General features: G+C 63.2%; 24 protein-coding genes and 1 pseudogene. 5 read left to right on the top strand and 20 right to left on the bottom strand.

Going from position 1 to position 25,907, the window contains the following annotated elements:
* Positions 1–103: 103 nt before the first annotated feature.
* The 12 genes and pseudogenes from IFT44_RS12525 to IFT44_RS12470 form a co-directional block, all read right to left on the bottom strand.
* Positions 104–2,038, bottom strand: coding sequence for a methyl-accepting chemotaxis protein (locus IFT44_RS12525; RefSeq protein ID WP_192175975.1), 1,935 nt, complete (start codon positions 2,036–2,038; stop codon positions 104–106).
* A gap of 144 nt (positions 2,039–2,182) precedes the next feature.
* Complete coding sequence (locus tag IFT44_RS12520; protein WP_192055760.1) at positions 2,183–3,472, bottom strand: adenylosuccinate synthase; 1,290 nt, start codon at positions 3,470–3,472, stop codon at positions 2,183–2,185.
* A 54-nt stretch (positions 3,473–3,526) separates the two neighbouring features.
* Positions 3,527–4,714 carry an ATP phosphoribosyltransferase regulatory subunit gene (locus tag IFT44_RS12515; protein ID WP_122480369.1) on the bottom strand — a complete coding sequence of 396 codons (1,188 nt, stop codon included), beginning with the start codon at positions 4,712–4,714 and terminating at the stop codon, positions 3,527–3,529.
* Positions 4,715–4,949: 235 nt separating this feature from the next.
* A complete protein-coding gene (gene hflC, locus IFT44_RS12510) occupies positions 4,950–5,819 on the bottom strand; it encodes a protease modulator HflC (RefSeq protein WP_122480370.1) in 870 nt (289 codons plus the stop codon).
* Positions 5,819–7,003, bottom strand: a complete 1,185-nt coding sequence (gene hflK / locus IFT44_RS12505; RefSeq protein WP_122480371.1) for an FtsH protease activity modulator HflK — start codon at positions 7,001–7,003, stop codon at positions 5,819–5,821. Before hflK ends, hflC begins: the two co-directional genes overlap by 1 nt.
* Positions 7,004–7,099: 96 nt before the next feature.
* Positions 7,100–8,401, bottom strand: coding sequence for a ribosome rescue GTPase HflX (hflX, locus tag IFT44_RS12500; RefSeq protein ID WP_122480372.1), 1,302 nt, complete (start codon positions 8,399–8,401; stop codon positions 7,100–7,102).
* A gap of 12 nt (positions 8,402–8,413) precedes the next feature.
* Positions 8,414–8,674 (bottom strand): RNA chaperone Hfq, encoded by a 261-nt coding sequence (hfq, locus tag IFT44_RS12495; protein ID WP_043191144.1) that lies wholly within the window; start codon positions 8,672–8,674, stop codon positions 8,414–8,416.
* Positions 8,675–8,767: 93 nt separating this feature from the next.
* Positions 8,768–9,739, bottom strand: a complete 972-nt coding sequence (gene miaA / locus IFT44_RS12490) for a tRNA (adenosine(37)-N6)-dimethylallyltransferase MiaA (RefSeq protein ID WP_122480373.1) — start codon at positions 9,737–9,739, stop codon at positions 8,768–8,770.
* A 2-nt stretch (positions 9,740–9,741) separates the two neighbouring features.
* Positions 9,742–11,637, bottom strand: coding sequence for a DNA mismatch repair endonuclease MutL (mutL, locus tag IFT44_RS12485; RefSeq protein ID WP_192175974.1), 1,896 nt, complete (start codon positions 11,635–11,637; stop codon positions 9,742–9,744).
* Entirely contained in the window at positions 11,637–13,046 is a 1,410-nt protein-coding gene (locus tag IFT44_RS12480) for an N-acetylmuramoyl-L-alanine amidase (protein WP_192048115.1), read from the bottom strand. Before IFT44_RS12480 ends, mutL begins: the two co-directional genes overlap by 1 nt.
* Positions 13,047–13,062: 16 nt before the next feature.
* The gene (gene tsaE, locus IFT44_RS12475) at positions 13,063–13,533 is read right to left on the bottom strand and encodes a tRNA (adenosine(37)-N6)-threonylcarbamoyltransferase complex ATPase subunit type 1 TsaE (RefSeq protein WP_192175973.1); all 471 of its coding nucleotides are present in this window, start codon (positions 13,531–13,533) and stop codon (positions 13,063–13,065) included.
* Positions 13,521–14,342 (bottom strand): annotated as a pseudogene (locus IFT44_RS12470) (NAD(P)H-hydrate dehydratase); the annotation flags it as partial. The gene tsaE and the pseudogene IFT44_RS12470, both read right to left, overlap by 13 nt.
* 126 nt (positions 14,343–14,468) lie before the next feature.
* On the opposite strand from IFT44_RS12470, the gene queG reads away from it, so the two are divergent.
* On the top strand, positions 14,469–15,539 hold the full coding sequence (gene queG, locus IFT44_RS12465) for a tRNA epoxyqueuosine(34) reductase QueG (RefSeq protein WP_185794986.1): 1,071 nt from the start codon (positions 14,469–14,471) through the stop codon (positions 15,537–15,539).
* Here queG and IFT44_RS12460 read toward each other — a convergent pair.
* From IFT44_RS12460 to IFT44_RS12435, 6 genes are all read right to left on the bottom strand, one after another.
* The gene (locus IFT44_RS12460; RefSeq protein ID WP_185794985.1) at positions 15,524–16,132 is read right to left on the bottom strand and encodes a trimeric intracellular cation channel family protein; all 609 of its coding nucleotides are present in this window, start codon (positions 16,130–16,132) and stop codon (positions 15,524–15,526) included. The genes queG and IFT44_RS12460 overlap by 16 nt on opposite strands.
* 108 nt (positions 16,133–16,240) lie before the next feature.
* A complete protein-coding gene (locus tag IFT44_RS12455) occupies positions 16,241–17,317 on the bottom strand; it encodes a 2Fe-2S iron-sulfur cluster-binding protein (RefSeq protein WP_192175972.1) in 1,077 nt (358 codons plus the stop codon).
* Between the two features lie 3 nt (positions 17,318–17,320).
* A complete protein-coding gene (locus tag IFT44_RS12450) occupies positions 17,321–18,223 on the bottom strand; it encodes a diiron oxygenase (protein WP_192176010.1) in 903 nt (300 codons plus the stop codon).
* A gap of 60 nt (positions 18,224–18,283) precedes the next feature.
* Positions 18,284–18,511, bottom strand: a complete 228-nt coding sequence (locus IFT44_RS12445) for a hypothetical protein (protein ID WP_049862045.1) — start codon at positions 18,509–18,511, stop codon at positions 18,284–18,286.
* A gap of 5 nt (positions 18,512–18,516) precedes the next feature.
* A complete protein-coding gene (locus IFT44_RS12440; RefSeq protein WP_192137590.1) occupies positions 18,517–19,224 on the bottom strand; it encodes an MOSC domain-containing protein in 708 nt (235 codons plus the stop codon).
* Complete coding sequence (locus tag IFT44_RS12435) at positions 19,221–19,919, bottom strand: glutamine amidotransferase (RefSeq protein WP_192137589.1); 699 nt, start codon at positions 19,917–19,919, stop codon at positions 19,221–19,223. The genes IFT44_RS12440 and IFT44_RS12435 overlap by 4 nt, the downstream gene beginning before the upstream one ends.
* A gap of 28 nt (positions 19,920–19,947) precedes the next feature.
* On the opposite strand from IFT44_RS12435, the gene IFT44_RS12430 reads away from it, so the two are divergent.
* On the top strand, positions 19,948–21,258 hold the full coding sequence (locus IFT44_RS12430; RefSeq protein ID WP_192137588.1) for an aminotransferase class I/II-fold pyridoxal phosphate-dependent enzyme: 1,311 nt from the start codon (positions 19,948–19,950) through the stop codon (positions 21,256–21,258).
* A gap of 78 nt (positions 21,259–21,336) precedes the next feature.
* Here IFT44_RS12430 and orn read toward each other — a convergent pair whose 3' ends face one another.
* The gene (gene orn, locus IFT44_RS12425; protein WP_192175971.1) at positions 21,337–21,879 is read right to left on the bottom strand and encodes an oligoribonuclease; all 543 of its coding nucleotides are present in this window, start codon (positions 21,877–21,879) and stop codon (positions 21,337–21,339) included.
* A gap of 95 nt (positions 21,880–21,974) precedes the next feature.
* Here orn and rsgA point away from each other — a divergent pair, with 95 nt between their 5' ends.
* Positions 21,975–23,006, top strand: a complete 1,032-nt coding sequence (gene rsgA / locus IFT44_RS12420; protein WP_192175970.1) for a small ribosomal subunit biogenesis GTPase RsgA — start codon at positions 21,975–21,977, stop codon at positions 23,004–23,006.
* Here the strand turns inward: rsgA and IFT44_RS12415 are convergent.
* A complete protein-coding gene (locus IFT44_RS12415) occupies positions 23,000–23,938 on the bottom strand; it encodes a LysR family transcriptional regulator (protein WP_122480387.1) in 939 nt (312 codons plus the stop codon). The two genes, rsgA and IFT44_RS12415, sit on opposite strands and share 7 nt — an antisense overlap.
* A 98-nt stretch (positions 23,939–24,036) precedes the next feature.
* Between IFT44_RS12415 and IFT44_RS12410 the strand changes: the two genes are divergently transcribed.
* On the top strand, positions 24,037–25,236 hold the full coding sequence (locus IFT44_RS12410; RefSeq protein ID WP_192175969.1) for an aspartate aminotransferase family protein: 1,200 nt from the start codon (positions 24,037–24,039) through the stop codon (positions 25,234–25,236).
* A 186-nt stretch (positions 25,237–25,422) separates the two neighbouring features.
* A complete protein-coding gene (locus IFT44_RS12405) occupies positions 25,423–25,890 on the top strand; it encodes a toll/interleukin-1 receptor domain-containing protein (protein ID WP_163007695.1) in 468 nt (155 codons plus the stop codon).
* Positions 25,891–25,907 lie beyond the last annotated feature (17 nt).

Raw genomic sequence — 25,907 nt, 5'->3', positions numbered from 1 at the left:
GCGCCTTTCGCGGCCGATGACCGCTGATGCCACGCAATCCTGTAGGAGCGGTCCGTGGCCGCGAAAAGGCACCGCGGTTCGTCAGGCAGACCGCAGCGCGGCTTCAGGCGCGGAATTGGCCCAGGCTGGCTTTGAGCTGGGCAGCGAGCTTGTCCAGTTCCCGGCTGCTGGCCGTGGTCTGCTGTACCGCGAACGCTGCTTTCTCTGCCTGAGCGTGGATCACCTGCACCCTGCCCTTCACCGCCTGCGCGCCACGCGCCTGCTGTTCGGCCGCCTGGGTTGCCAGGCCGATCGCCGAGTGCACCTGTTCCACCGAAGTCTGAACGGCCTGCTGCAGCCGCGCACTGTCGCGCAGCACTGCCAGGCCTTCGTCCGCCTGTCGTCCGGCCTGACCGATAGCCGCCACCGCTTCCCGCGCACCGGCCTGCAAAGCGCCGATGTGGGCCTGGATATCGCCGGTCGAACTCTGCGTCTTGCTTGCCAGCGCACGCACCTCGTCGGCGACCACGGCGAAACCGCGCCCGGTCTCACCGGCCCGCGCCGCCTCAATGGCGGCATTGAGCGCCAGCAGATTGGTCTGCTCGGCGATCCCGTGGATCACCGTCAACACCACCTCGATCTGCTGGCTCTGTTCGGCCAGGCGCTCGATTACCTTTGAACCGCTCTGCACCTGGCCGGCCAACGCCTCGATCAACCCCCCGACCTGTTGCGAGGCACGGGTATTGTCGTCGGTGGCCTTGCGAATCTGCGCCACCTGCTGCAAGGCCGACTGCATCGCCTGGCTCTCGGCCTGAGCCTCATCGGCCATCTGCGACAGGTCGTGCAGGCTCTGCGCTACTTCATCGCGCTGCAGTCGAGCGGCATCATCGGCACCAGCGTTGCGTTGGGCCATGCTGCCGATCTCGATACCGGTCTTGTGCGCCACTTCACCCGCCTCGCGAACGATAGGCTGCAGCTTGTCGACGAAACGATTGACCGCCGCCGCCATGTCGCCGATCTCGTCACGGCTGTGGATAGCGACGCGTTTGGTCAGATCACCCTCGCCTGCGGCCAGATCATCCAGCGCACCGACCAGCAGACGCAGACGATGCACCACGCGCCGCCCCAGTACCGCGGCCAGCACCACCAGCATGACCATGCCGACCAGGGCCAGACACAGCCCGATGCGCCAGCGCAACTGCGCCGCAGCGGCCTGCACCGTGTTGTGGGTATTGGCCTGCATGGTCGCCGCCGCCGATTCCGCCGACTGCAGACGCGCCTGTAGCGCCTTGGCACTTTCGGCCGAGGCGCCTTGCAGGCTCTCGCCCACCAACTGCCCCGCACTGGCAATCAATGCCGCGAAGCGCTTGTCCAGTTCGGCCACCTCGGCCTCTACACCAGTGCGCGAGACAGCCATCAGTACCCGGCCGATCTCTGCGCCATTGGGGTTGATCGAGGCCTCGACATAGATCACCGCCGGGTCTGTCTTGGCCGCATCGAGCACCTTGTCCAGGGCTCGCTCACCGGCGCCCTTGGCCAACAGCGCCTGGTTGATGGGGTTGTCGCGGTTCAAGTAACGGGTCAAGTGCTCGCCCTGGGCGTCGTTGTAGATCACGAACAGCACGTTGGGATTGCGCTGGGCACGGCGGGCGAACTCGGAAAGCGTCGGTACATCGTTATCCCACATTGCCCGCGGCGCGACCGAGGCCAGCAATTCGGCCATGTCGGTCGCCGATTCCCGCAGGTCCTTATCCAGCGTGGCGCGGATCTGCGCCTGCTCGCCGGTCAGACGTGCCGACAAACCGGCACTCAGGCGCTGGCGGGTATTGCCCGAAAGGCTCTCGAGGCCGGAAGACACTTCCGCGCTCGCGCTTTGCAGCTCGCCCGTCAGCCGCTGGCTATCCTGAGCCATGCGACGGTCCAGGTCCGATTCAAGCGCGGTGACCGTGCTTCGGGTCAGCGCAATGGCGGCCAGCACCTGCACCAAAAGAGCGATGCCCAGGGCGATGAAGACCGGACGCAGCAAACGGCTGCGCAGAAGAGAAAGGACAGCGGACATATGAATCCCCTTTTTATTGACGCCATTCTGACGATGGCGCCTGATTGAGGACTCACACAGCAAAGGCCGTGCCGAGAAGGTTTGCCTGTTGCTCGAACGACAAAGGGCCCCGAAGGGCCCTTTGCTGTATTGCGCGAACCGCTGTCAGCCGAACGGATGACGCAGCACGATGGTTTCGTTGCGGTCCGGGCCGGTCGAGATGATGTCGATCGGTGCGCCGATCAGCTCCTCGACTCGCTTGATATAGGCACGGGCGTTGGCGGGCAGCTCTTCCAGGGTTTTCGCACCCACGGTCGACTCGCTCCAACCCGGTACTTCTTCGTACACGGGCTGCAGGCCCACGTAGCTGTCAGCGTCAGTGGGGGCAACGTCTTTGCCCTCCGCATCTTTATAGCCGATGCAGATATTGATGGTTTCCAGACCATCGAGTACGTCCAGCTTGGTCAGGCAGATGCCCGAGATGCTGTTCACGTCGATAGCGCGGCGCAGGATGACAGCGTCGAACCAGCCACAACGACGAGCACGGCCGGTGGTCGCGCCAAACTCGTGGCCTTGCTTGGCCAGGTGCGCACCGACTTCATCGAACAGCTCGGTCGGGAACGGGCCCGAACCGACGCGAGTGGTGTACGCCTTGGTGATGCCCAGGATGTAGTCCAGGAACATGGGACCAACGCCGGAGCCGGTCGCAACGCCACCCGCGGTGGTGTTGGAACTGGTCACGTACGGGTAGGTACCGTGGTCGATGTCGAGCAACGAACCTTGGGCACCTTCGAACATGATGTCTTTGCCGGCACGACGCAGGTCGTGCAGTTCGGCAGTCACGTCGAGCATCAGCGGCTTGAGCAGCTCGGCGTATTCCTTGCACTCGGCCAGAGTCTTTTCAAACTCGATGGCAGGCTCTTTGTAATAACCCACCAGCATGAAGTTGTGGTAATCCACCAGTTCACGCAGCTTGTCTTCGAAGCGCGGCATGTTGAGCAGGTCGCCCACACGCAGGCCGCGACGAGCAACCTTGTCTTCATACGCCGGGCCGATGCCGCGACCGGTGGTGCCGATCTTGAGCTCGCCACGGGCCTTTTCACGGGCTTGATCCAGCGCCACGTGGAAAGACAGGATCAGCGGGCAGGACGGGCTGATACGCAGGCGCTCGCGCACCGGTACGCCTTTGTCCTCGAGCTTGGTGATCTCGCGCATCAGAGCGTCGGGTGCAACTACCACACCGTTGCCGATCAGGCACTGGACGCCCTCGCGCAGCACGCCCGAAGGGATCAGGTGCAGGACGGTTTTCTCGCCGTCGATGACCAGCGTGTGACCGGCGTTGTGGCCGCCTTGATAGCGCACCACCGCAGCAGCATGTTCGGTCAGCAGATCAACGATCTTGCCTTTGCCCTCATCACCCCATTGGGTGCCCAGGACTACGACATTCTTACCCATAACACTAGTCCTCATTCGCGCAAACTTGGTGCCGGCAGCGGCCGGCAGGAAAACTCAAGAGGCCAGTGGCAGCACTTGCCATTGCCCGTTCTGCTGAATCAATTGACAATCGCAATCTGCCTCGCCGGCAGCCTCGATCGTCTGTCCCGGCAATGCCTGGACCACGCGGCGACCCTCGCGGCGCAGCTGGCAGACTGCCTGCCACAAGGCCGCATCGGTGCTGTCAGGCATCCAGACGCCACCGACGGGCAGTTCGATCCGGGCCCGACCCAGCGTCACCAGGGACTTGAGGTCCGTGGAGAAACCGGTTGCCGGACGGGCACGGCCGAAGTCCGCACCAATGTCATCGTAGCGGCCGCCCTGGGCGATGGACTGGCCCATGCCCGGAACGAACACGGCGAACACCACGCCGGTGTGATAGTGATAACCGCGCAACTCGCCCAAGTCGAAGTACAGCGGCAATTGTGGAAAACGCAACGACAGCCGCTCGGCAATCGCCAGCAGGTCGTCCAGTGCGGTCATCACCGGCGCCGGTGCGTTGGCCAGGCGTACCTTGGCCTGAGCCAGCACTTCGCGACCGCCACACAGGCCAACCAGGGCACGCAGCATCTCGGCGATGTCCGCTTGCAGCCCTTCGGTGAGGACGATCACTTCGTCGATGGCCTTGCGCTGCAGGGCATCGAACAACTGCTGCTCGACATCGCCCGACAGCCCGGCCGCGCGGGCCAGGCCGCGGTAGATACCGACATGCCCCAGATCCATGTGCACGTCTGGCACATCGGCCATTTCCAGCATGGTCAGCATCAGGCTGATGACTTCCACGTCGCTGCTCGGACTGGCATCGCCATACAGCTCGGCGCCCAGCTGGATCGGGCTGCGCGAACTGGACAGTGCCCGCGGCTGTGCATGCAGCACACTGCCGGCATAGCACAGGCGGTTCGGCCCTTCACGGCGCAAGGTGTGCGCATCGATGCGCGCCACCTGCGGCGTGATGTCGGCACGAAAGCCCATTTGCCGACCCGATTGCGGGTCGATCACCTTGAAGGTGCGCAGGTCCAGGTCCTGCCCGGCACCGGTCAGCAGCGACTCGAGGTATTCGATGTGCGGCGTTACGACGAACTCGTAACCCCAGCTCTGGAACAGGTCCAACACCTGACGCCGCGCGACTTCGATTCGCGCAGCCTCGGGCGGCAGTACTTCTTCGATGCCATCTGGCAGCAGCCAGCGGTCTACCGTTGCCATTACGCCTTTCCCCTATGATCCGGGCGGCCTGCCGTCGGGCTAGCCTTGAGTGAAGCAGAAATCGCCCACCGCAAGCAGGTCGCGGGGCAATGTCCTCATGAACCGGGCCTATGAATCGGCCAATCTAACTTGCAGACGCAAAAAAGCCGGGAATTTCCCGGCTGCCGCATCATACACACGTTTCGCCGATCGTTCACCCCGCCGAACGGTTAAACCGCTCGACGGGGAAAGCCAATCAGGGCTTGTACTTCTCCATGAAGCGGAAGAAATCGCTCTTGGAGTCCAGCACCATCACGTCGCTCTTGTTGGCGAAGCTCTGGCGGTATGCCTGCAGGCTGCGGAAGAAGGAATAGAATTCCTGATCCTGACCATAGGCCTGGGCGTAGATGGACGCTGCCTGCGCATCGCCGTCACCACGCGCTTCCTCGGACTCGCGATAGGCTTCGGCCAACAGCACACGACGCTGGCGATCGGCGTCCGCACGAATGCCTTCCGCCAACTCGTTACCCTTGGCACGGTGCTCGCGCGCCTCGCGCTCACGCTCGGTGCTCATGCGCTCGAACACGCTGCGGTTGACTTCCTTGGGCAGGTCGATGGCCTTGACGCGCACGTCGATGACCTCGATACCCAGCTCCTTGTCTGCCATGCGGTTGAGCGACGTGGTGATGTCGGACATCAACGCGTCACGCTCGCCCGACACCACTTCATGCAGGGTGCGCTTGCCGAACTGGTCACGCAGACCCGATTCGAGACGTCGCGACAGACGCTCGTCGGCGATCTGCTTCATGCCGGAAGTAGCGGTGTAGTAGCGCTCGGCATCCTTCACACGCCACTTGGCATAGGCATCGACCATCACCGCTTTCTTCTCCAGGGTCAGGAACCGCTGGGTCGGGGCGTCGAGGGTCATCAGCCGCGCATCGAACTTGCGCACCTGGTTGACGTACGGCAGCTTCACATGCAGGCCAGGCTGGACATCGGCCTGAACCACGCGGCCGAATTGCAGGAGGACCGCACGTTCGGTTTGCGCAACGATGTAGAAGCAGTTCCATGCTGCCACCGCCAGAACGACGGTGACGACAAGGGCGATCACAGATTTATTGCCCATCAGCGACTCTCCCTTGAACGCATTTCACGCTGTTGCTGCTGCAGGTCGGCCGCAGCGCGTGCGCCGGCGGCGTCGCTGGCCGAGGCCGGCGTGCTGGCGGCAGGCGTGCTGCCGTTGTTGCGGTCGCCACCGACCATCTTGTCCAGCGGCAGGTAGATCAGGTTGTTCTGACCTTCCTTGCTGGCCACCAGCACCTTGCTGGTGTTGCTGTACACGTCCTGCATGGTTTCCAGGTACAGGCGCTGACGGGTCACGTCGGGTGCCTTGCGGTACTCGGTGACCAGCTTGGTGAAGCGGTCGGCCTCACCCTTGGCGCGCGATACGACTTCGTCGCGGTAGCCGTTGGCATCTTCGATGATGCGCTGGGCCTGCCCGCGAGCCTCGGGAATCACGCCGTTGGCATAGCCTTCGGCCTGGTTGCGCGAGCGCTGCTCGTCTTCCCGGGCGCGGATCACGTCGTCGAAGGCTTCCTGCACTTCACGCGGCGCTGCCGCGCTCTGCACGTTGACCTGGGTCACGGTGATACCGGTCTGGTAGGTGTCGAGGAAACGCTGCAGGCGCTCCTTGATCTCGCCGGCCATCTGCTCGCGACCTTCGGTCAGCACCTGGTCCATGGCGGTGGAACCCACCACGTGGCGAAGCGCACTGTCGGTAGCATGCTGCAGGCTGATTTCGGGCTGGTCGACGCGCAGGACGAAGTCCTGCAGGTTGGTGATCTTGTACTGCACGGTCAGCGGCACTTCGACGATGTTCTCGTCTTCGGTGAGCATCTGCCCCTGCTTGGTATACGAACGCTCGCGCGTGACGTTTTCCAGGTACTTGCGGTCGATCGGCGGGAAATAGATGTTCAGGCCCGGACCTACCGTTTCGTAATACTTGCCGAAGCGCAGCACCACGGCCTGCTCCTGCTCGTCGACCACATACACCGCGCTGTACAGCCAGATCGCGCCAAGCACGGCAAGGCCGATGCCCAACAGGCCGAGACCACCGCCCTTGGACGTGCCTCCACCGTCGCCACCGCCACCTGTGCGTTTCTTTCCACCGCCGAACAACCCGTTCAGGCTGTCCTGCAGCTTGCGGAAGGCCTCGTCGAGATCCGGTGGCCCCTTGCGGTCGCCTCCACGGCGTTTACCACCCCAAGGATCTTGATTGTTCGAGTTGCCACCCGGCTCATTCCAAGCCATAGCGCTCTCCATCTGATAAAGCAAAGACGCACCCACGGCGCGCCGACCAATGCTACAGAATGCCCGACATGACAGCACAGCTGCCACACGAGGCTTTTATTGCAAAGTGTGTTGCTCGATGAATTCAGCGGGCTCCATGCCTTCGCGACTGACCAGGCGATTGAGCTCCGCACGCGGCAGGCGTATTGCCAGCAGACTGCCACCTTGCTCATCATGCGCTTCGCTTTGCACCGCGCCCAGCGAAAACAGCTGGGCGCGCAGGCGGCCCAGTGTCTGGCCCAGCTGCAGCGTGCCGACGAACAGGTCTTCGCCGAGCAGCTCGGCAACCGCCTGCTTGACCAGCTCGAGACCGCGCCCGTCGCGCGCCGACACCCATACCCTGACCGGTTTGCCGTCGGCATCGCGCTGTATCTGCGGCTCGACGTTCTCGAGCAGGTCGAGTTTGTTATACACCTCGAGGATCGGCAAGCCTTGCGCGCCGATCTCGGTGAGCACGGCCATGACCTGTTCGATCTGCGCCATGCGCTCGGGCTCATGGGCATCGATCACGTGCAGCAGCAGGTCGGAGTTGCTCGATTCCTCGAGGGTGGCGCGAAACGCTTCGACCAGCTTGTGCGGCAGGTGACGAATGAAACCCACCGTGTCGGCCAGGATTACCGGCCCCAGGTCGTTCAACTCGAGTCGGCGCAAGGTCGGGTCGAGCGTGGCGAACAGTTGGTCGGCCGCGTACACCTCGGACTGCGTGACGGCGTTGAACAAGGTCGACTTGCCGGCGTTGGTGTAGCCCACCAGGGACACCGACGGAATGTCGGCTCGCCGGCGGCCGCGACGTGCCTGCTCGCGCTGGCTGCGAACCTTTTCCAGGCGCTGCTTGATCTGCCGCAGGCGTACCCGCAGCAGACGCCGGTCGGTTTCCAGCTGGGTTTCACCAGGGCCGCGCAGGCCGATACCACCGCCTTGGCGCTCGAGGTGAGTCCAGCCGCGAACCAGCCGCGTGCTCATGTGCTCGAGCTGGGCCAGTTCGACCTGCAGCTTGCCTTCATGGGTACGGGCGCGTTGCGCGAAGATATCCAGGATCAGACCGGTACGGTCCAGCACGCGGCACTCGAAGACTTTCTCGAGGTTGCGCTCCTGGCTGGGTGTGAGGGTGTGATTGAATATCACCAGATCTGCGTGCTCGGCCTTGACCTGGTCACGCAGCTCCTCGACCTTGCCGCTGCCGATCAGAAATTTGGCACTGGGCCGATGACGGGCGACATTGACGAATGCGACAGTTTCGGCGCCGGCCGAGATGGCCAGCTCCTGAAACTCCTGCGGGTCTTCGCGCGCCTCAGGGTCCTGACCATCCAGATGAACGAGGATCGCTCGCTCACCACCACCGTGGCGCTCAAAGAACAAGGCAGACTCCTATCAAGCGTTACCTGGGTCGGTGTCGCCCTGCTCGGATTCGGTCGCACTTGGCAGACGAATCGGACGCACCGGTACAACCGTGGAAATAGCGTGTTTGTAGACCATCTGGCTGACCGTGTTCTTCAGCAAAATGACGAACTGGTCGAACGATTCGATCTGGCCCTGCAACTTGATACCGTTCACCAGATAGATCGAGACGCCGACCTTCTCTTTACGCAAGGTGTTCAAGTAAGGGTCTTGTAGCGAATGCCCTTTTGACATGTGCCGCACTCCTTTAAGGATCAATAGTGGAAAAGCTTTGAAAAGATGAAGGCTCTGACCGTCAGACCCAAGGATAGACGGCAATTGCGGGACTCAGCTCAATATGGAGGCCGAACCCAGGTATTTCAAGGTGCGAGGCAGATTGTCGATGGCCAGGCTGTCGAGCCAGTGCAGATCGGCCCAACTGCGCAACCAGGTAAACTGTCGCTTGGCCAATTGGCGCGTGGCGATGATGCCGCGTTCGCGCATCTGCACCTCGGTCAGCTGGCCATCCAGATGATCCCAGACTTGCCGATAGCCCACCGCTCGTATAGACGCAAGCCCAGCATGCAAGTCACTTCGAGCACGCAAGGCAGTGACCTCGTCGACGAAGCCTTGTTCCAGCATTTGTCCGAAACGCAAGGCAATTCGCTCATGCAGCACCGAGCGATCGGCGGGTGCGATTGCCAAGTGGGCCACAGTATAGGGCAATTGCCCGCTTGCCAATGCGCCTGCCTCGGTACTTTGCGCAGATTGTCGCGCGCGCAGCTCGGTCATGCTCGAACCACTCACGCGGTAGACCTCCAACGCTCGGATCAGCCGTTGCGGATCGTTGGGATGAATGCGCGCGGCAGAAACCGGATCGACCGCCGCAAGCTGGTCATGCAGTGCCTGCCAGCCGTGCAGCGCGGCCTGCGCCTCGAGATCGGCGCGCACCTGGGCATCGGCGCCCGGCATGTCCGCCAACCCCTCGAGCAAAGCCTTGAAATACAGCATGGTGCCGCCAACCAGCAGCGGGATGTTGCCCCGCGCGGTGATCTGCGCCATGGCTTGCAAGGCGTCGCGGCGAAAGTCGGCGGCGCTGTAGCTTTGCGCCGGATCGAGGATGTCGATCAGTGCGTGCGGATGGGCGTCGAGCACCGCCCGCGACGGCTTGGCGGTGCCGATGTCCATGCCGCGGTAGACCAGGGCCGAGTCGACGCTGATCAGCTCGCACGGCAGCACCTTGCTCAGCTCGATGGCCAGGTCGGTCTTGCCGGCAGCCGTGGGCCCCATGAGGAAGATCGCCGGAGGTAGGCCACTCATGTTCAACGCCCGCGCAGGAAGAGTTTATCCAGGTCGTCCAGGCCCATCTGGGTCCAGGTCGGTCGACCATGGTTGCACTGGCCACTGCGCTCGGTGTTTTCCATATCGCGCAGCAGGCCGTTCATTTCCGGAATGGCCAGGCGCCGGTTGGCACGAATGGCACCGTGGCAGGCCATGGTGCCCAGCAATTCGTTCAAGTGGGCCTGGATACGGTCGCTGGTACCGTACTCCATCAGGTCGGCCAGGACATCGCCGACCAGGCGATTGGCCTCGGCCTGCTTGAGCAGGGCTGGAATCTGGCGTATGGCCAGGGTTTCCGGGCCCAGGCGCTGCAGCTCGAAGCCCAGGCGCTGGAACCACGCCGCGTGCTCCTCGGCACAGTCCGCCTCGCGTTGGCTCATGGCCAGCGATTCGGGCACCAGCAAGGGCTGCCCGCTCAGACCTTCGCTGGCCATGGCGATCTTCAGGCGCTCGTACATGATGCGCTCGTGCGCCGCATGCATGTCCACCAGAACCAGCCCCTGGGCGTTTTCGGCCAGGATATAGATACCCTTGAGCTGTGCCAGCGCGTAGCCCAGCGGGGGGATGTCGCCCTGGCTTGGTGGCAGACTGGGAATCGGCGCGGTGCTGCTGCCGGCGGTAGGCAGTGGTGCGAAGAACTCCCGGTAGGCGCTCTGCGCCTCGGCCAACGGCAGGGCAGCGGTCGGCCGTGGCGTGTATGAATACCCGCCGCTGGAACCCCCACTTGACTGCGGCTGGGCCATCGATGAGTGCAGCAGGTTGGCCGCCAGGCCCATTTCACCCTGGGGGCCGAACTCGCCTGCCTGGGCCCCGCTCGGCCGCAACGGGTGGGCCTGCGCCGGCGCGCTCGCCAACTGATCTTCCGGGCGAACATCGGCCAGCGCCCGGTGCAATGTGCCGTAGAGAAAGTCGTGCACCATGCGCCCGTCGCGAAAGCGCACTTCATGCTTGGTCGGGTGCACGTTGACGTCGACCACCGCTGGGTCCACTTCCAGAAACAGGACGAAGGTCGGATGACGGCCGTTGAACAGCACGTCGCGATAAGCCTGGCGTACCGCGTGGGCCACCAGCTTGTCGCGCACCGCTCGGCCGTTGACGAAGAAGTATTGAAGGTCGGCCTGGCTGCGCGAGAACGTCGGCAAGCCAACCCAGCCCCACAGCCGCAGGCCGTTGCGCTCGACTTCTATAGGCATCGCCTGTTCAAGGAACGCCGGCCCGCAGACCGCAGCGACCCGCCGTGCGCGGGCGGTTTCGTCATGGGCTTCATGCAAGCCGAGGATGCTCTTGCCGTTGTGCCGCAGGTGGAAGCCTACGTCGAAGCGCGCCAGCGCCAGGCGCTTGATGACTTCCTGCAGGTGGTCGAACTCGGTTTTTTCGGTCTTGAGAAACTTGCGCCGCGCCGGCGTATTGAAGAACAGGTCGCGCACCTCTACCGAGGTGCCGACGGGGTGCGCCGCAGGCTGCACGCGGGCGTCCATGTCGCGGCCTTCGGTTTCTACCTGCCAGGCCTGATCGGCCGCCGCGGTGCGCGAGGTCAGGGTGAGCCGCGCCACCGAACTGATCGAGGCCAGCGCTTCGCCGCGAAAACCCAGGCTCATGACGCGCTCGAGGTCCTGCAGGTCGCGGATCTTGCTGGTGGCATGGCGCGCCAGGGCCAGCGGCAGGTCGTCTGCCGAGATGCCGCTGCCGTCGTCGCGCACGCGCAGTAGCTTGACGCCACCCTGCTCGACCTCGATGTCGATGCGCCGGGCGCCGGAGTCCAGGCTGTTTTCCAGCAGCTCCTTGATCACCGAAGCCGGTCGTTCGACCACCTCGCCAGCCGCGATCTGATTGGCGAGCCGCGGACTGAGCAGCTCGATACGCGCCGATTCAACCATTACTGGGACGCCAGGGCAGTGCTGGGAATGGTGACTTCCTGACCAATCTTCAATTCATCGGTTTTCAAGTCATTGGCGCTGCGCAAGGTGGCGATGCCCAAGTCGTAGCGCGCCGCGAGCATGGCCAGGGTCTCGCCGGGACGCACCACGTGAGTGCTGGGGCCGCGGGCAATCTTGCCGGTGTCGCGCAACCACGCCATGTAGGTACCTGGCGGCGGGTTCTGCTGGAAGAACTGCTTCACGCCGGTACGGATGGATCGCGCCAGCGCCTGCTGGTGACCCGAGCTTTGCAGCTTGTTGGCTTCGTTGGAGTTGGAGATGAACCCGGTTTCCACGAGGATCGAAGGGATGTCCGGCGATTTCAACACCATGAACCCGGCCTGCTCGACCCGACGCTTGTGCAGCGGTGTCACCTGGCCAATGTTGCTCAACACTTTCTGACCCACATTGAGGCTGGAAGTCAGCGAAGCGGTCATCGACAGGTCCAGCAACACGCCGGCCAGCATGCGGTCCTTGTCATCCAGGCTGACGTTGCCAGCGCCACCGATCAAGTCCGAACGGTTCTCGGTATCGGCCAGCCAGCGTGCGGTTTCCGACGTGGCGCCGCGCTCGGAAAGGGCGAATACCGAGGCGCCGAAAGCCGCCGAGGAGGGCGCGGCGTCGGCGTGAATGGACACGAACAGGTCTGCGCCCTTCTTGCGGGCGATTTCGGTACGCCCGCGCAGCGGAATGAAGTAGTCACCGGTGCGCGTCAGCTCGGCGCGAAAGCCTTGTTCGGCGTTGATCTGGCGTTGCAATTCCTTGGCGATCTGCAACACCACGTCTTTTTCGTGCTGCCCGCGCGGCCCCGAGGCGCCTGGGTCTTCGCCGCCGTGGCCGGCATCGATGGCAATGACGATATCGCGCTTGCCATTGGGCACCGGGGTCAGCTTGATGGCCGGACGCGTCGGCGTCACCGGCACCGCCGGCGTGATGGCCACGGCCGGCTGGGGTGGCGTGGGCTCGGCATCGGCCGCGGAGTCGAACAGGTCGACCACCAGGCGGTTGCCATATTGCTGGTTGGGCGCAAGCGTGAAGCTTTTCGGGGTGATGGCCTTTTTCAGGTCCACCACCACGCGCAGATCGGTGGGGGTACGCTGTGCCGAGCGCACGCTGGTGACGGGCGAGTCGCCAGGCGCCACGCTCAACGGACCGGCCGCAGTGGCGCCGTTGATGTCGATGACCAGTCGATCGGGCGAGGACAGCGTGAAAACGCTGTGCTGGACGGGACCTGTGAGGTCGAAGACCAGCCGGGTGTTATCCGGCGCTCGCCACAAGCGCACGCTCTTGACTTGTGTAGCGGCCACGGCATTGACGACAAAACCCGTCAACATCAGACCAACGACCGCGACCAGCGCGCGAATGCGCATACCTAACCCCATCAAATTATTTGGATTTCTGTGCCACAGCGGCACACCAGGACACACCGCGCGGGCCCTGTGGCGATAACTTCAACAGCCTTCCGGCCGCTTGCGGGCTTATGGTAATGGTCAGGTCCGGCTTTGGCAAAAAGCCTGCGCCCTGCTGGGGCCACTCGATCAGGCACAAGGCGTCCTCTTCAAAGTAGTCGCGGATGCCCAAATACTCCAATTCCTCTGGATCAACAAGACGATAGAGGTCGAAGTGAAAGGCTTTTATAACTCCGATCTCGTAGGGTTCGACCAGGGTGAAGGTCGGGCTCTTGACCGCTCCGAGGTGGCCCAGGCCGCGGATCAGGCCTCGGGAAAAGGTGGTCTTGCCAGCGCCCAGATCACCCTCCAGGAAGATCAATCCGTGGCCCTGGGTCACCTCTGCCATGCGCGCACCGAATGCAAGCATGGCCGCTTCGCCTTCCAGGTAGATTTCTACTTCAGACACGGATAATGCTCCTCGAGCAACTGACGAATGGCAGGTATCAGGTCGCTGGCCGCCAAACCACGACCAAGCTTGCCCAGCCGTTCTCCGGCGCCGGCATGCAGCCACACACCCAGGCACGCCGCATCGAAGCCATCCAGGCCTTGGGCACGCAGGGCGCCGACCAGCCCGGCGAGCACGTCGCCCAGGCCTCCGGTGGCCATGGCGGGATGACCCTGATCGCAGATCGCCAGGCGCCCATCGGGCGCAGCGATCAGACTGCCCGCCCCTTTGAGCACGCACACTGCCGAATACTGACGCGCCAGGCGCAGGGCCGCCGCGGGGCGATCGGCCTGCACCTGCGCGGTGGAAATACCCAGCAGCCTGGCCGCTTCCCCTGGGTGCGGGGTCAGCACGGCATCGGCCGGCAGCGCGACGGCGCCCTGCGCCAACTGATTCAGTGCATCGGCGTCCCACACCTGTGGCTTGTCCTGGCTGGCCGCCACCGACAGCAAGCTTCGGCCCCAGCTGGCCTGCCCCAGCCCGGGCCCGACCACCAGCACCGTGGCCGCTTCGGCCAGCGCCAGCAGCTGGTTGGCCGAAGCGATATCGGCAACCATCACTTCCGGCATGCGCGCCAGCGCCGGCGCCACGTGCTCGCCGCGGGTAGCCAGCGTTACCATGCCGGCCCCGCTGCGCAGGGCACTTTGCGCGCTGAGCAAGGCCGCACCGCCGGTGCCATGGTCGCCACCGATCACCAGTACACGGCCGTACATGCCCTTGTGCGCATCCATCGGCCGCGCGGCCAGAACCGGCAAGGTGGTGGGGTCGAGCTGCACAGCGGCCGAAGGCTGGCGCTGCCCCGCGTCGGGAATTTGCGTGTCTGGCGGCATGCTTGAACCTTTACTGTCGATGTCTGGCAGAATTATACCCACCTCCGCACAGGTTTCCTCGCTCGCATGTCTGCTCCCACCATCGACCTTCCCGCCCTGGCGCTCTCCATCAAGCAATGGGGACGCGAACTGGGTTTCCAGCAAGTCGGCATCGCAGGCCTGGACCTGGGCGAGCATGAACAGCACCTGCAGCGCTGGCTCGATTCTGGCTATCACGGCGAAATGGACTACATGGCTGCCCATGGCAGCAAGCGCTCACACCCCGAGCAACTGGTGCCAGGCACCCTGCGGGTCGTTTCGCTGCGCATGGACTACCTGCCCGGCGACACCCAGATGGCGCAACGCCTGGCGCAGCCTGAAAAAGCCTACGTCTCGCGCTATGCCTTGGGCCGCGACTACCACAAGCTGATCCGCAAACGCGTGCAGCACCTGGCCGAACGCATCCAGCAGGACATCGGCCCGTTCGGCTTCCGCGCCTTCGTCGACAGCGCGCCGGTGCTGGAAAAAGCCATTGCCCAGGAAGCGGGGCTGGGCTGGATCGGCAAGAACACCTTGGTACTCAACCGCAAGGCCGGCAGCTACTTCTTCCTCGCCGAACTGTTCGTCGATCTGCCGTTGCCGGTCGACGAGCCCCACGCCAGCGAGCACTGCGGGCGCTGCACGGCCTGCCTGGACATCTGCCCTACCGCCGCCTTCGTCGGGCCCTACGTGCTGGATGCTCGTCGCTGCATTTCCTATCTGACCATCGAGCTCAAGGGCCCCATTCCCACCGAGCTGCGTCCGCTGATCGGCAACCGTGTGTTCGGTTGCGACGACTGCCAGATCGTTTGCCCATGGAACCGCTTCGCCCGCCCTTCGGGCGAAGGCGATTTCCAGCCGCGGCATCAACTGGACAATGCCGAACTGGCGCAGCTGTTTTTGTGGGATGAAGACCGGTTTCTGAGCAGCACCGAAGGCTCGCCCCTGCGCCGCGCCGGTTACGAGCGCTTTCTGCGCAACCTGGCGGTTGGGCTGGGCAACGCACCGTCGAGCATCCCGGTGCTCGAAGCCTTGAAGGCACGCCGCGAACACCCCAGCGAACTGGTCCGTGAACACGTCGAATGGGCCCTGGCGGCCCACGCTCAACGGTCGTCGTAGACGAACTTGGGCATTTCCCAGTGGAAACGGATAGCCAACAGGCGCAGCAGAAAACCGCCGAACAGGGTGATGGACAGCGCCTGAATCGGCACCAGCTCCAGGTAGGTGCAACCCAGAAAGCACCACGCCGCAGCGAATGAGACGCTGGCATACAGCTCGCGGCGGAACACCAGGGGAATGTCGTTGCAGAGGATATCGCGCAGGATGCCGCCGAAGACCCCGGTGATCATGCCGCTGATGGACGCCACCAGATAATCGTGACCCAGCTCCAGCGCGGTCATGGTGCCGATCAACGTGAATGCCACCAGCCCCAACGCATCGAGCACCAGAAACAGCGAGCGCAGACGGCGCATGAGTGGCGCGATGAAAATTGTCACCAGCGCCGCCACGCTGGTCAGCACCAGGTATTCGGGGTGCTTGACCCACGTCAGCGGATAGTTGCCGAGCAACACGTCGCGCATCGACCCACCGCCCAATGCAGTCACACAGGCAATCAGCACCACACCGAACCAGTCCATACCGCGCCGCCCTGCGGACAAGGCACCGGTCATGGCTTCAGCGGTGATGGCGATGAGGTAGAGGGTCAGCAGCATGGGAACCTGGAGCCAAAAGACGAGCAGTGTGATGGGCGCGGTATCGACTGCAACATGGGCGCCGCGATGATCCCTCATGATACCGGGCACGCACTGGCGTTGTCCGCTTCACGGGGTCCGGAGACACAGCGTGAGTTCATCGCCCACAGGATAGCTGCAACACGCCAATGCGTACCCAGCCGCGCGCTCCTGTACGCCCAGTGCAAAATCGGCCTCGCTGCGACATTCCCCTTTCAGGACTTTGATCTTGCACGCACCACAAATTCCAGCACGACACTGACTGCGCACTTTCAGGCCCTGGGATTCCAACTGCGCAAGCAGGGTCAGCGAATGAACCGCTTCGAACTCGACCCCCGACGCGGGGATCTTCAAACGCACCGTTCCAGTGTCGGCCTGCTTGGCGGGCAACGGCGAATCGGCCGAGCTGAATGCTTCGATAAAGTACTGGGCCCCACCATGCCGAACCTGCATGGCCCGGTGTATTTCTACAGCGAATGCCTGGCTTCCGCAGATCACGATGCCTTGCGACGCCTCCAGGGCGTCCAGTACCCCCTGGTTTGGACGCCCCCTCCACAAGCAGCCGTTGTCTTGGTACAACGACTGCCGGGTGACATGGATGCGCAGAGTGAACCAGCGTTCGGCAAGCTCCAGGGTCATCAACTCGGCGAAGCATGGCACGGCTTCCAGAGAGGGCGTGCACAACAGCAATGTGATCCGTGGCACTCGGCGGCCTTGCCGTGCCCATTGCCTGAATTCGCGTATCAATGCCCAAGGCAAGGTAAACCCGATACCACCAGCCAACAGCGCCACGCTATCCAAACCAGAAAGTTGTTGCGCCGTGATATCTCCTGCAACGCCCACACAGCGCACCAAGGCGCCGACCATCAGATGATTGAACATCGTCTCTGACAACCCTTTGGAAGGCACGCGCTGGACGATGATCTCAACCTGCCAGCGCGTGGGGCAGGCCACTATCGAATAGCAGGCCGTGCGAACTTGACCGGTAGCACCTGCGTATTCAAGTATCAGGTAACGGCCTGGGACATATTCTTCTTCACGCTGTTCATCGAGCACCGTGAAGACAAATCTTCTCGCGTTCTCGGCAACGTCGCATGCCACATCACACCGTAGAAAACCTGGCCCAACTGGCTCTACTGCAGATGAATTATTCTTGGCCGAAAGCACCATCTATTCCAGACCTATACGTGCAAGGAGACTGAAAACCGACTCGGTGTAGACCTCTACTTCGCTCGATTGAGAACACTCCAGAAGCATTGCCTCATACCCTTGGAATCCCGCTAGAGAAAGCGCCCGAGCCCACGCACCCAGTTCGTTATCGGCAAACATCTCTACCGTCCTGGCAATCACAGCCTGCAAGTACGTTCGTTCGCCGACACTTAGCGTGTGGACGATATCGCACGCTACAAAACTGAAAACACTTGAATGGCTCCACTCATCCACTGCGTGAGTACGAGTCACCTCATGGCACACCTGCTGGATGGAGTCATCCTCGGACAAGGTTTTCAGGTAGTCAGTGATCAAGGTTTCACTGGCACAGGCAATACCGAATCGAGTGAGCCGCCGCTGCCACTCAGCCTTACATGTGGACAATATCTGGTCCCGCCAGCGGATGAGATTGAAGTCGCTGAAATCGAGGTAGGGCAGCTTGCGGTTCAGATAGATGTAATTGCATGCCGTGACTGACATTTTGGTATGGAGCGCTTCGTCAAGCAGCGCCTCAGATATCACTCGCTGCAGGATGTCGCGGTTGCGAGACTCAACAGGTGGCCTTTTGATGATGTCCTCGCAGGCAGGTGTCACAATGTCGCATTCGATATAAATGGTTTTGAGGTTATAGATAATCCAGCCATAGGACAGACATCTGGATTTCATTTCAGCCGTAGCTGCCTGCCAGGCTGGATGACTTCGAAACGGAACCAGCGACTCGCTAAAGTCCAACCTGCCGTGTTCGAAGAGCAATTCGCTGTACGGGGTCGCATCATTATTGACTGCTGCCCGTACGTTCCACAAAGAAGACAACTTCTCCAGCATGTTCCTGACGCCATCATGGCTTTCCGGACCAACTTCCATATTCACGTGCTGTGTACCTCTTTACCTGTAATGTTCAACCAATTGCGCCATTGATGGCATTCAAGTCTTTGCAAACATGCCCTGCGCATACAGCAACCGAATCCCGTCAGGCGTGGATTCCAACAACCGGCGCTCACCCGTTTTGCGTTGTATGTCGAGGGTGTAGCCCTCGCCTTCGGGGAAGCGGCGGACCACATCCGCCAATGCATGCTCGGCAGCGGCATGCTCTATATCGAACTGGCACCAGTACGCCCGGTGCAATTGAACGATGACGCGAAAGTGCTGCATGGTTTCTACTCTCCTGAAAGGGGACCCAGCACTCGGCTGGCCCAGTTCTCGATCTGCCCCGTTGTCAGGCGCCGCTCCACGAGTGAGCGCCAGGATGGTACGAGCGGCAGTTGCGCAAGTTGGCTCAACTCATCGAGGTCCAGCGGCCGTTCGTACAACAGCGCGATGACTCTGCGCAACGGCCATCGAGGGATGGGGCGGCCCTCGAGCACCATTGCGTCGCCTGCTCGCAGGACACCGCCCTCGAGGACCCGGTAATACCAGCCGGTCATTGCACTGGCCTGCATGCGCAAGGCCATATCGCTCACCTCGAAGCGGTCGCTGAGCTTCCAGCAAGGCTGGCGGGTCTGGCTGACTTCGAGGAGCACGTCGCCGCAGCGAAAGATGTCACCCAGGCAAACGGTGGTTTCGTCGAGACCGACAGTCGACAGGTTCTCACCGAATGCGCCTGGCCATGCAAGGCGTGGATGCTCGCCGATGAGCTGTGTCCACTCCTGATAGTGCTCGAACGGGTAGTGGTGAAGGGCTTTGTCGGGGCCTCCATGGATGCGGCGGTCCCCCTGCTCATCGCCTGTTATTCCCAGCGTTCCCACTTCAACCGGTCCGCACACCGACTCCTTGTCGATACCGGTGAAACTGCCTGGGCGCGTAAAACGGCGAGACTTGCCCGCGAGCACGTGCCGCAACTCGATGACGGACCGCGCCCCACTCATCGCAGGCGCGCCAGCCAGTCGATCAGGATCGTACTGGCTGCTTGTACGCCTGCAGAACCCAAGGCCTGAGCCTGGGCGCGCAGTTCGCGGGGGTCGATTCGCTGTTGATGCAGTTCGTTGGCGTGGCCGACCAGCCATGCTTCGAGTGCCTGCGGTGCCACCTCGAGATGAAATTGCAGCGCGAGCACCTGATCGCCCACGCTGAATGCCTGATGGGGGCAGGCGTCGGTACCGGCGAGTAGCGTGGCCTGCGCTGGAATGTCGAACTGATCGCCGTGCCAGTGCAGTACGGGTATTCCGTTCGCCAGGGGCGCCAGTACCGAGGTGCTTCCGGCTGCGGTCAGCGTGACGGGGCCGAAGCCGATTTCCTTATGGCTCATGGCGGCAACGTCGGCGCCCAGGGCGCGAGCGATCAGCTGAGCGCCCAGGCAGATGCCCAACAAGGGTTTACCGTTGTCCAGGCGTTGGCGGATGAGCTGGAGTTCGTCCAGCAGGAATGGGTACAGCCCTTCATCGAAAGCGCCAATGGGCCCGCCAAGGATGATCAGCAGGTCTGCCGAGCTCACATCAAGCGACGCCAGCGGATGCAGAGGCGCCTCTATCGTTTGGATTGCATAGCCTTCGGCTTCCAGCACCGCAGCCAGGCAACCGAGGTCTTCGAACGCGAGGTGACGCAGGACCAATGCTCTTTTCATTTTTGTACCAATACAATAATATGAATGTATGAATACATTATTGACGAATGCGTCCACTGCCGTCGAGATCGCCGACGCCATCGAGCGGCAGATCCGCCAGGGTGATTTGCTTCAAAACGCTTCGCTGCCTTCGGTCCGCAACCTGGCCATGCAGCTCGAGGTCAGCCCCAATACCGTCGCGGCGGCCTATGGAAGGCTGCGCGACAGCGGCCTGTTGATCACCGACGGGCGCCGCGGCACGCGCGTCAATGCACCAGGGTTGCAGGTCGCCGAACACGGCTTCGTTATCCCTCAGGGCCTCGACGACATGGCCAGCGGCAATCTGGATGCCGCGCTGTTGCCAGCCGCGGATCACGACTGGCTGCTGCGCAACTTCAAGCAGAATGGTTTCGACCAGTTCGGCGATGATCCACAGCTATCCGGCCTGGCACGCGACTGGCTCGTGAGCCAGCGATTGCCCAGCGAGCACGTGGGCGTATATTGCGGGGCGCTGGACGCTGTGGAGCGAGCACTGCGGGCGCGCTGCCGACCCGGCGCCACGGTGCTGATCGAAGACCCGTGCTGGCCACCGTTGCGCGATCTACTCGCCGGGCTGCAGCTCAAGCCGGTGACCCTGGCGATGGACGACCATGGCGCGCTGCCACCGGCGCCCGAGGTGCTGCGCGGTGCGGCGGCCGTGGTATTGACGCCTCGCGCGCAGAACCCGACCGGCTGTTCGTTCGACGCCCAGCGGTGGCGGCAGTGGTCGCAGGCCATGCAGGACCCGGTGCAGACCCTGTTGGTGATCGACGATCATTGGGGGCCGCTGAGCCAGGCCCCGACCATTGATTTGCAGCCGCTGCCACAGCAATGGGTCTACGTGCTGTCGACCAGCAAGTTTCTGGGCCCTGATCTGCGGGTGTCGATTGCCGGCGCCAGCGCGTCCCTGCACGCCGAGATGCAACGCCAGCAGCGGGTCGGCCCGCGCTGGGTCAGTCTGCTGCTGCAACGGCTGACCGCCCATCTGTGGAGCGCGATGCTGCAAGGGAATCGTTTGGCGGAAGTCGGTGCAGCCTATCGAAGCCGACGACGCTCGCTGGTCGAGGCGCTCGAACTCAACGGTGTGAGGCCGTCCAGTTCGGGTGAAGGCCTGCACCTGTGGCTGCCGGTTGTGGATGAAACCTCGACGGTGCAGGCCTTGGCCGCCGCGGGTTGGGCGGTCCAGGCAGGGAGCCCGTTTCGGTTGCAGAGCGGGCAGGCGGTGCGTGTCAGTGTCGGCAACCTGGCTCATGCCGATATCGCGCGGTTGGCCGGCGACATTGCCAGTGCCATGCAGGCACCGCGGCGTCGGGTGTATTGAGAGAGGTAGGCTTGAGGGGCTCTTCGCGGGCAGAGGGATCGCCGCCCGCTTCGCTCCCGCAGCAGAGGTTTCCGGGCTTCAGAACTTGATGAAATGCTTGCGGTAGTGTTGCAGCTCGGCGATGGATTCGCGGATGTCGTCCAGGGCCAGGTGGGTGCTGCCCTTCTGGAAACTGTCCTTGACCTCCGGGGCCCAGCGCGCGGCCAGCTCCTTGAGGGTCGAGACGTCGAGGTTGCGGTAGTGGAAGTAGTTTTCCAGTTCGCGCATATGGCGGTAGAGGAAGCGGCGATCCTGGCAGATGCTGTTGCCGCAGATCGGCGACTTGCCCTTGGGCACCCATTTCTCGAGGAACGCAAGGGTCTGCGCCTGCGCATCGGCCATGCTGACGGTGCTCTCGCGCACCCGCTGGGTCAGGCCGGAGCCGCCGTGCTGACGGGTGTTCCACTCGTCCATGCCGGCGAGGATCTCGTCGCTCTGGTGGATGGCGATGACCGGCCCTTCGGCCAGGGTATTGAGGTCGCTGTCGGTGACGATGGTGGCCATTTCGATGATGACATCGTGATCCGGGTCCAGGCCGGTCATTTCCAGGTCGATCCAGATCAGGTTCTGTGGGTTCTGCATGAAAGTCTCCTCGGCGTAGCTGCGCAGTTTAGCCTAGCCGGCCGTGCTAGTATCCCGCCTTCGTCAACACCTGCATTCATTTACACGGAACACACATGGCCAAACGCCAACTGAACCGCCGCCAGAACTGGCGTATCGAAAAAATCCAGGGCGAGCGCGGTGCCCGCGCCGCCAAGCGTGAGTCCCAGGCCCTGGAGACGCTGGAAGGCGGTGACCTGGGCCCCGAGCAGACAGGGCTGGTAATCGCGCACTTCGGTGTTCAGGTGGAAGTCGAGGCGCTGGAAGGCGAACAGACCGGTCAGGTTTGCCGCTGCTACCTGCGCGCCAACCTGCCGGCGCTGGTCACTGGCGACAAGGTGGTCTGGCGCGCGGGCAATCAGGGCATCGGTGTCATCGTTGCCCAACTGCCGCGCAGCACCGAGCTGTGCCGCCCCGACAGCCGCGGGCAGCTCAAGCCGGTCGCGGCCAACGTCGACCTGATCGTCATCGTGTTCGCGCCCATGCCCGAACCCCATGCCAACCTGATCGACCGCTACCTGGTAGCCGCCGAACACGCGGGCATCCATCCCCTGCTGCTGCTGAACAAGGCCGACCTGATCGACGAGCAAAATGCGCCGGCGCTCAACGCGCTGCTGGCGGTGTATCGCCAGCTGGGTTACCCACTGCTCGAGGTCTCGGCTCATCAGGGCGATGGCATGCAGCAGTTGCAGGCACGCCTGGATGGTCACATCAGCGTATTCGTCGGCCAGTCCGGCGTAGGCAAGTCATCGCTGGTCAACAGCCTGCTGCCTGAAGTGCAGGCCCGTGTGGGTGCGCTGTCGGAATGGTCCGGCCAGGGCACGCACACCACCACCACCGCACGGTTGTTCCACTTCCCCGGCGGCGGTGAGCTGATCGACTCCCCCGGTATCCGCGAGTTCGGCCTGGGCCATGTCAGCCGCGCCGACGTCGAAGCCGGCTTCATCGAGTTCGCCGACCTGCTCGGCACCTGTCGCTTCCGCGACTGCAAGCACGACCGCGAACCCGGCTGCGCCTTGCTCGCAGCACTGGACGATGGCCGTGTGCAGCAGCAGCGCATGAACAGCTACCGCTCGATCATCGCCAGCCTGACCCAAGACACCTACTGATCCAGGGTATCTGCTGACCCTGAGGCGGGCTGCGGCCCCAAGGTCTGGACGATGTAGTCCACGAATGCGCGCAGCTTCGGCGAACGGTAGCGCGCCTGTGGATAAAGCAGGTGCATGGGTCTGCCGGGCAACGCGTATCGAGCCAGTACCTGGACCAGCTTGCCTTCCTCGAGATCGCCACGCACCAGCACGTCGGGAAGCATCACCAGGCCCATGCCCGCCAGGGCGGCCTGACGCAGCCCGGCGCTGCTGTTGGTGACCAGACGCCCTCGAACATCGACGCCGATCGAGCCATTGGGCCCCTGCATGGACCACCGCTTTTGCGTGCCGCGCCACTCATCGCCTGGGTTGTACATGAACTGCAGGCACTCGTGGGCAGCCAGCTCTTCGGGGTGGCCAGGCGTGCCATGGCGACGCAGGTAGTCCGGGGACGCACAGATGCTCAGCCGATAGTCGTCCAGGGGACGTGCGATCAAGGTCGAGGGCTCCAGATTACCCAGGCGCAGGGCGGCGTCGTACCGGCCGTCGAGCATGTCCTGTACCTGATCGCCGAGGCTGAGGCTGACGCTGATCTGTGGATAACGCTGAAGAAACCCCGCCAGTGCCGGCGCCAGGCACTCGGCGCCGAAGGTAGGCGGCGCGGTGATCCGTAACAGGCCCTGCGGGGTGCCTTGGGTGTGTTCGGCCCAGCGCTCGGAATCGGCGACCAGCCCCAGCACCTCCAGGCAGCGCTGGTAGTAGGCCTGGCCCGCGTCGGTCACCTGCTGACGGCGCGTGGTGCGCAGCAACAGGGTAACGCCCAGACGCCGCTCCAATGCCTGCAGATGGTTGCTGACCATGGTCGTGGACAGGTCGCAGGCGTTGGCGGCTGCCGTCATGGTGCCTAGCTCCACGACTTTGACGTACACCTGCATGGCTTGGAACAGATCCATTATCAACTCCAAGTGAAAAGTGCATCCAGTCTAGCGGCGTTTATCCATCTGAGCTTGAAGGGAATACTGCAGATTCATTTCCTCCCGAGAGATTCGCGATGAGCGCCAGCCACTTGATGCCGACCTATCAACCCCTGCCCCTGACGTTCACCCGCGGCCTCGGCACCCGCCTGTGGGACGACAACGGCCGCGAATACCTGGATGCACTGGCTGGCGTAGCGGTGACCAACGTGGGCCATAGCCATCCCGACGTGGTAGCCGCCATTGCCGAACAAGCCGGGCTGTTGCTGCACACGTCCAACCTGTATGCCATCGACTGGCAGCAACGATTGGGCGCGAAGCTGGCTGAAAAATCCGGCCTGGCCCTGGCGTTCTTCAATAATTCGGGGGCCGAGGCAAACGAGACCGCATTGAAGCTGGCCCGCCTGCATGGCCATGCCCGCGGCATCGCCCGGCCTTTGGTGGTGGTCATGAACAACGCCTTTCACGGGCGCACCCTGGCCACCCTGGCAGCCAGCGACGGCGCGCACCTGAGCGCCGGACTGGGCCAACTGCCGGGCGATTGCGTTAGGATCCCCTTCGCCGACCTCGACGCGCTGGCCAGCGTCACCCAGGCGTTCGGACAGCGCATTGCGGCAGTGTTGCTCGAACCGATTCAGGGCGAAAGCGGTGTGCATGTCGCTTCCGCCGCCTACCTGCGCGCCCTGCGTGAGCACTGCGACAACCATGGCTGGTTGCTGATGCTCGATGAGATCCAGAGTGGCATCGGTCGCACCGGCCAGTGGTTCGCCTACCAGCATGCGGGCATCCAGCCAGATGTGCTCACGCTGGCCAAGGCCCTGGGCAATGGCATTCCGATCGGCGCCTGCCTGGCCAGCGCGGCAGTAGGCCGCCTGTTCACGCCCGGCAGCCATGGCAGCACGTTCGGCGGCAACCCGCTGGCCTGCCGGGTTGGCTGCACGGTGCTAGACATCATCGAGCGCGAGGGGCTGCTGGACAACGCCGCGCGCCAGGGACAGGCGCTGCTCGAACGCTTGCGCAGCGAAGTGGGCGTCTTGCCCGGAGTCAAGGCTGTGCGCGGCGTGGGCCTGATGATCGGCGTGGAGCTGGACCGGCCCTGTCGCGAACTGATGCAGCGGGCGGCGCAAGAGCATGCCCTGCTGATCAACGTGACCCGTGGCACCACCCTGCGCCTGCTGCCGCCCTTGATCCTGAGTGCGGCTGAGGTGGAGCGTATTGCCGATGCCCTGTACGCCTTGGTCCATGCGCCGCAAGGGTTTTGCACAGGTGCCGGCTAGAGGAATTGGCCGTAGGAGAAGTTACTTTCCTAGGTAAGGAATGTCTCTTTTGAATGACATACCTTGCCGCTTAAACGGCATTGAACAATCTTTCAACCTTCAACACTCACGATGAAGGTTTTCCATGCTCGACCTGCCCGTTGCCTGCCTGCGCCTCGTTCGACCGACTGCTGGCGGGAGTCGGCGATGAGCGTGTTCATCGGCTACCAGCATGCCGATCATCCACACGCGCTGCGGGTCCGCAAGCAACTGCGCAGGGCCGGGATCGAGGTGCGCATGGACGTGATGGACTTCGAATCGCTGACCACCCTGCATGTCACTGAGACGATCACCGCGCACATCCGTGACTGCACCCACGTGATCCTGATGATGTCCCACAGCAGCGCGCGGCGTTGGTGGATACCCTTCTCCATCGGCGAGGCGACCTCGTGGGACCGACGCATCTGCGTGTATCGAATGGGTGACCAGGCGCTGCCCGAATACCTGGCCCATTGGCCGACCCTGACGCGCACGCAGCAATTGGACTTCGTCATCGAGGCCTACCACCGCGAGGCGGCCCTGCGCATGCCGGCCAGTCAGCGCGAGACGCCGCTGCAGCTGTGCGCGCGCGATATCCACAGGGGCCTGCGAGAACGCATCGGGCGTGGATTCTAGCTCGGCCGCAAGGCTGG

The organism is Pseudomonas sp. CFBP 13710 (assembly GCF_014842235.1).
In the GTDB taxonomy this organism is placed as follows: Bacteria; Pseudomonadota; Gammaproteobacteria; order Pseudomonadales; family Pseudomonadaceae; genus Aquipseudomonas; species Aquipseudomonas baltica.
Note: the sequence above shows the minus strand (reverse complement) of the source record. Positions and strands in the feature narration are given on the sequence as shown.

Bases quoted from the DNA above. Each gene is read 5' to 3' on its own strand.
- IFT44_RS12525 (WP_192175975.1), bottom strand. From the start codon at position 2,038: ATGTCCGCTGTCCTTTCTCTTCTGCGCAGCCGTTTGCTGCGTCCGGTC.
- IFT44_RS12520 (WP_192055760.1), bottom strand. From the start codon at position 3,472: ATGGGTAAGAATGTCGTAGTCCTGGGCACCCAATGGGGTGATGAGGGC.
- IFT44_RS12515 (WP_122480369.1), bottom strand. From the start codon at position 4,714: ATGGCAACGGTAGACCGCTGGCTGCTGCCAGATGGCATCGAAGAAGTA.
- hflC (WP_122480370.1), bottom strand. From the start codon at position 5,819: ATGGGCAATAAATCTGTGATCGCCCTTGTCGTCACCGTCGTTCTGGCG.
- hflK (WP_122480371.1), bottom strand. From the start codon at position 7,003: ATGGCTTGGAATGAGCCGGGTGGCAACTCGAACAATCAAGATCCTTGG.
- hfq (WP_043191144.1), bottom strand. From the start codon at position 8,674: ATGTCAAAAGGGCATTCGCTACAAGACCCTTACTTGAACACCTTGCGT.
- miaA (WP_122480373.1), bottom strand. From the start codon at position 9,739: ATGAGTGGCCTACCTCCGGCGATCTTCCTCATGGGGCCCACGGCTGCC.
- mutL (WP_192175974.1), bottom strand. From the start codon at position 11,637: ATGGTTGAATCGGCGCGTATCGAGCTGCTCAGTCCGCGGCTCGCCAAT.
- IFT44_RS12480 (WP_192048115.1), bottom strand. From the start codon at position 13,046: ATGCGCATTCGCGCGCTGGTCGCGGTCGTTGGTCTGATGTTGACGGGT.
- queG (WP_185794986.1), top strand. From the start codon at position 14,469: ATGTCTGCTCCCACCATCGACCTTCCCGCCCTGGCGCTCTCCATCAAG.
- IFT44_RS12460 (WP_185794985.1), bottom strand. From the start codon at position 16,132: ATGCTGCTGACCCTCTACCTCATCGCCATCACCGCTGAAGCCATGACC.
- IFT44_RS12450 (WP_192176010.1), bottom strand. From the start codon at position 18,223: ATGGAAGTTGGTCCGGAAAGCCATGATGGCGTCAGGAACATGCTGGAG.
- IFT44_RS12445 (WP_049862045.1), bottom strand. From the start codon at position 18,511: ATGCAGCACTTTCGCGTCATCGTTCAATTGCACCGGGCGTACTGGTGC.
- IFT44_RS12440 (WP_192137590.1), bottom strand. From the start codon at position 19,224: ATGAGTGGGGCGCGGTCCGTCATCGAGTTGCGGCACGTGCTCGCGGGC.
- IFT44_RS12435 (WP_192137589.1), bottom strand. From the start codon at position 19,919: ATGAAAAGAGCATTGGTCCTGCGTCACCTCGCGTTCGAAGACCTCGGT.
- IFT44_RS12430 (WP_192137588.1), top strand. From the start codon at position 19,948: ATGAATACATTATTGACGAATGCGTCCACTGCCGTCGAGATCGCCGAC.
- orn (WP_192175971.1), bottom strand. From the start codon at position 21,879: ATGCAGAACCCACAGAACCTGATCTGGATCGACCTGGAAATGACCGGC.
- rsgA (WP_192175970.1), top strand. From the start codon at position 21,975: ATGGCCAAACGCCAACTGAACCGCCGCCAGAACTGGCGTATCGAAAAA.
- IFT44_RS12415 (WP_122480387.1), bottom strand. From the start codon at position 23,938: ATGGATCTGTTCCAAGCCATGCAGGTGTACGTCAAAGTCGTGGAGCTA.
- IFT44_RS12410 (WP_192175969.1), top strand. From the start codon at position 24,037: ATGAGCGCCAGCCACTTGATGCCGACCTATCAACCCCTGCCCCTGACG.
- IFT44_RS12405 (WP_163007695.1), top strand. From the start codon at position 25,423: ATGAGCGTGTTCATCGGCTACCAGCATGCCGATCATCCACACGCGCTG.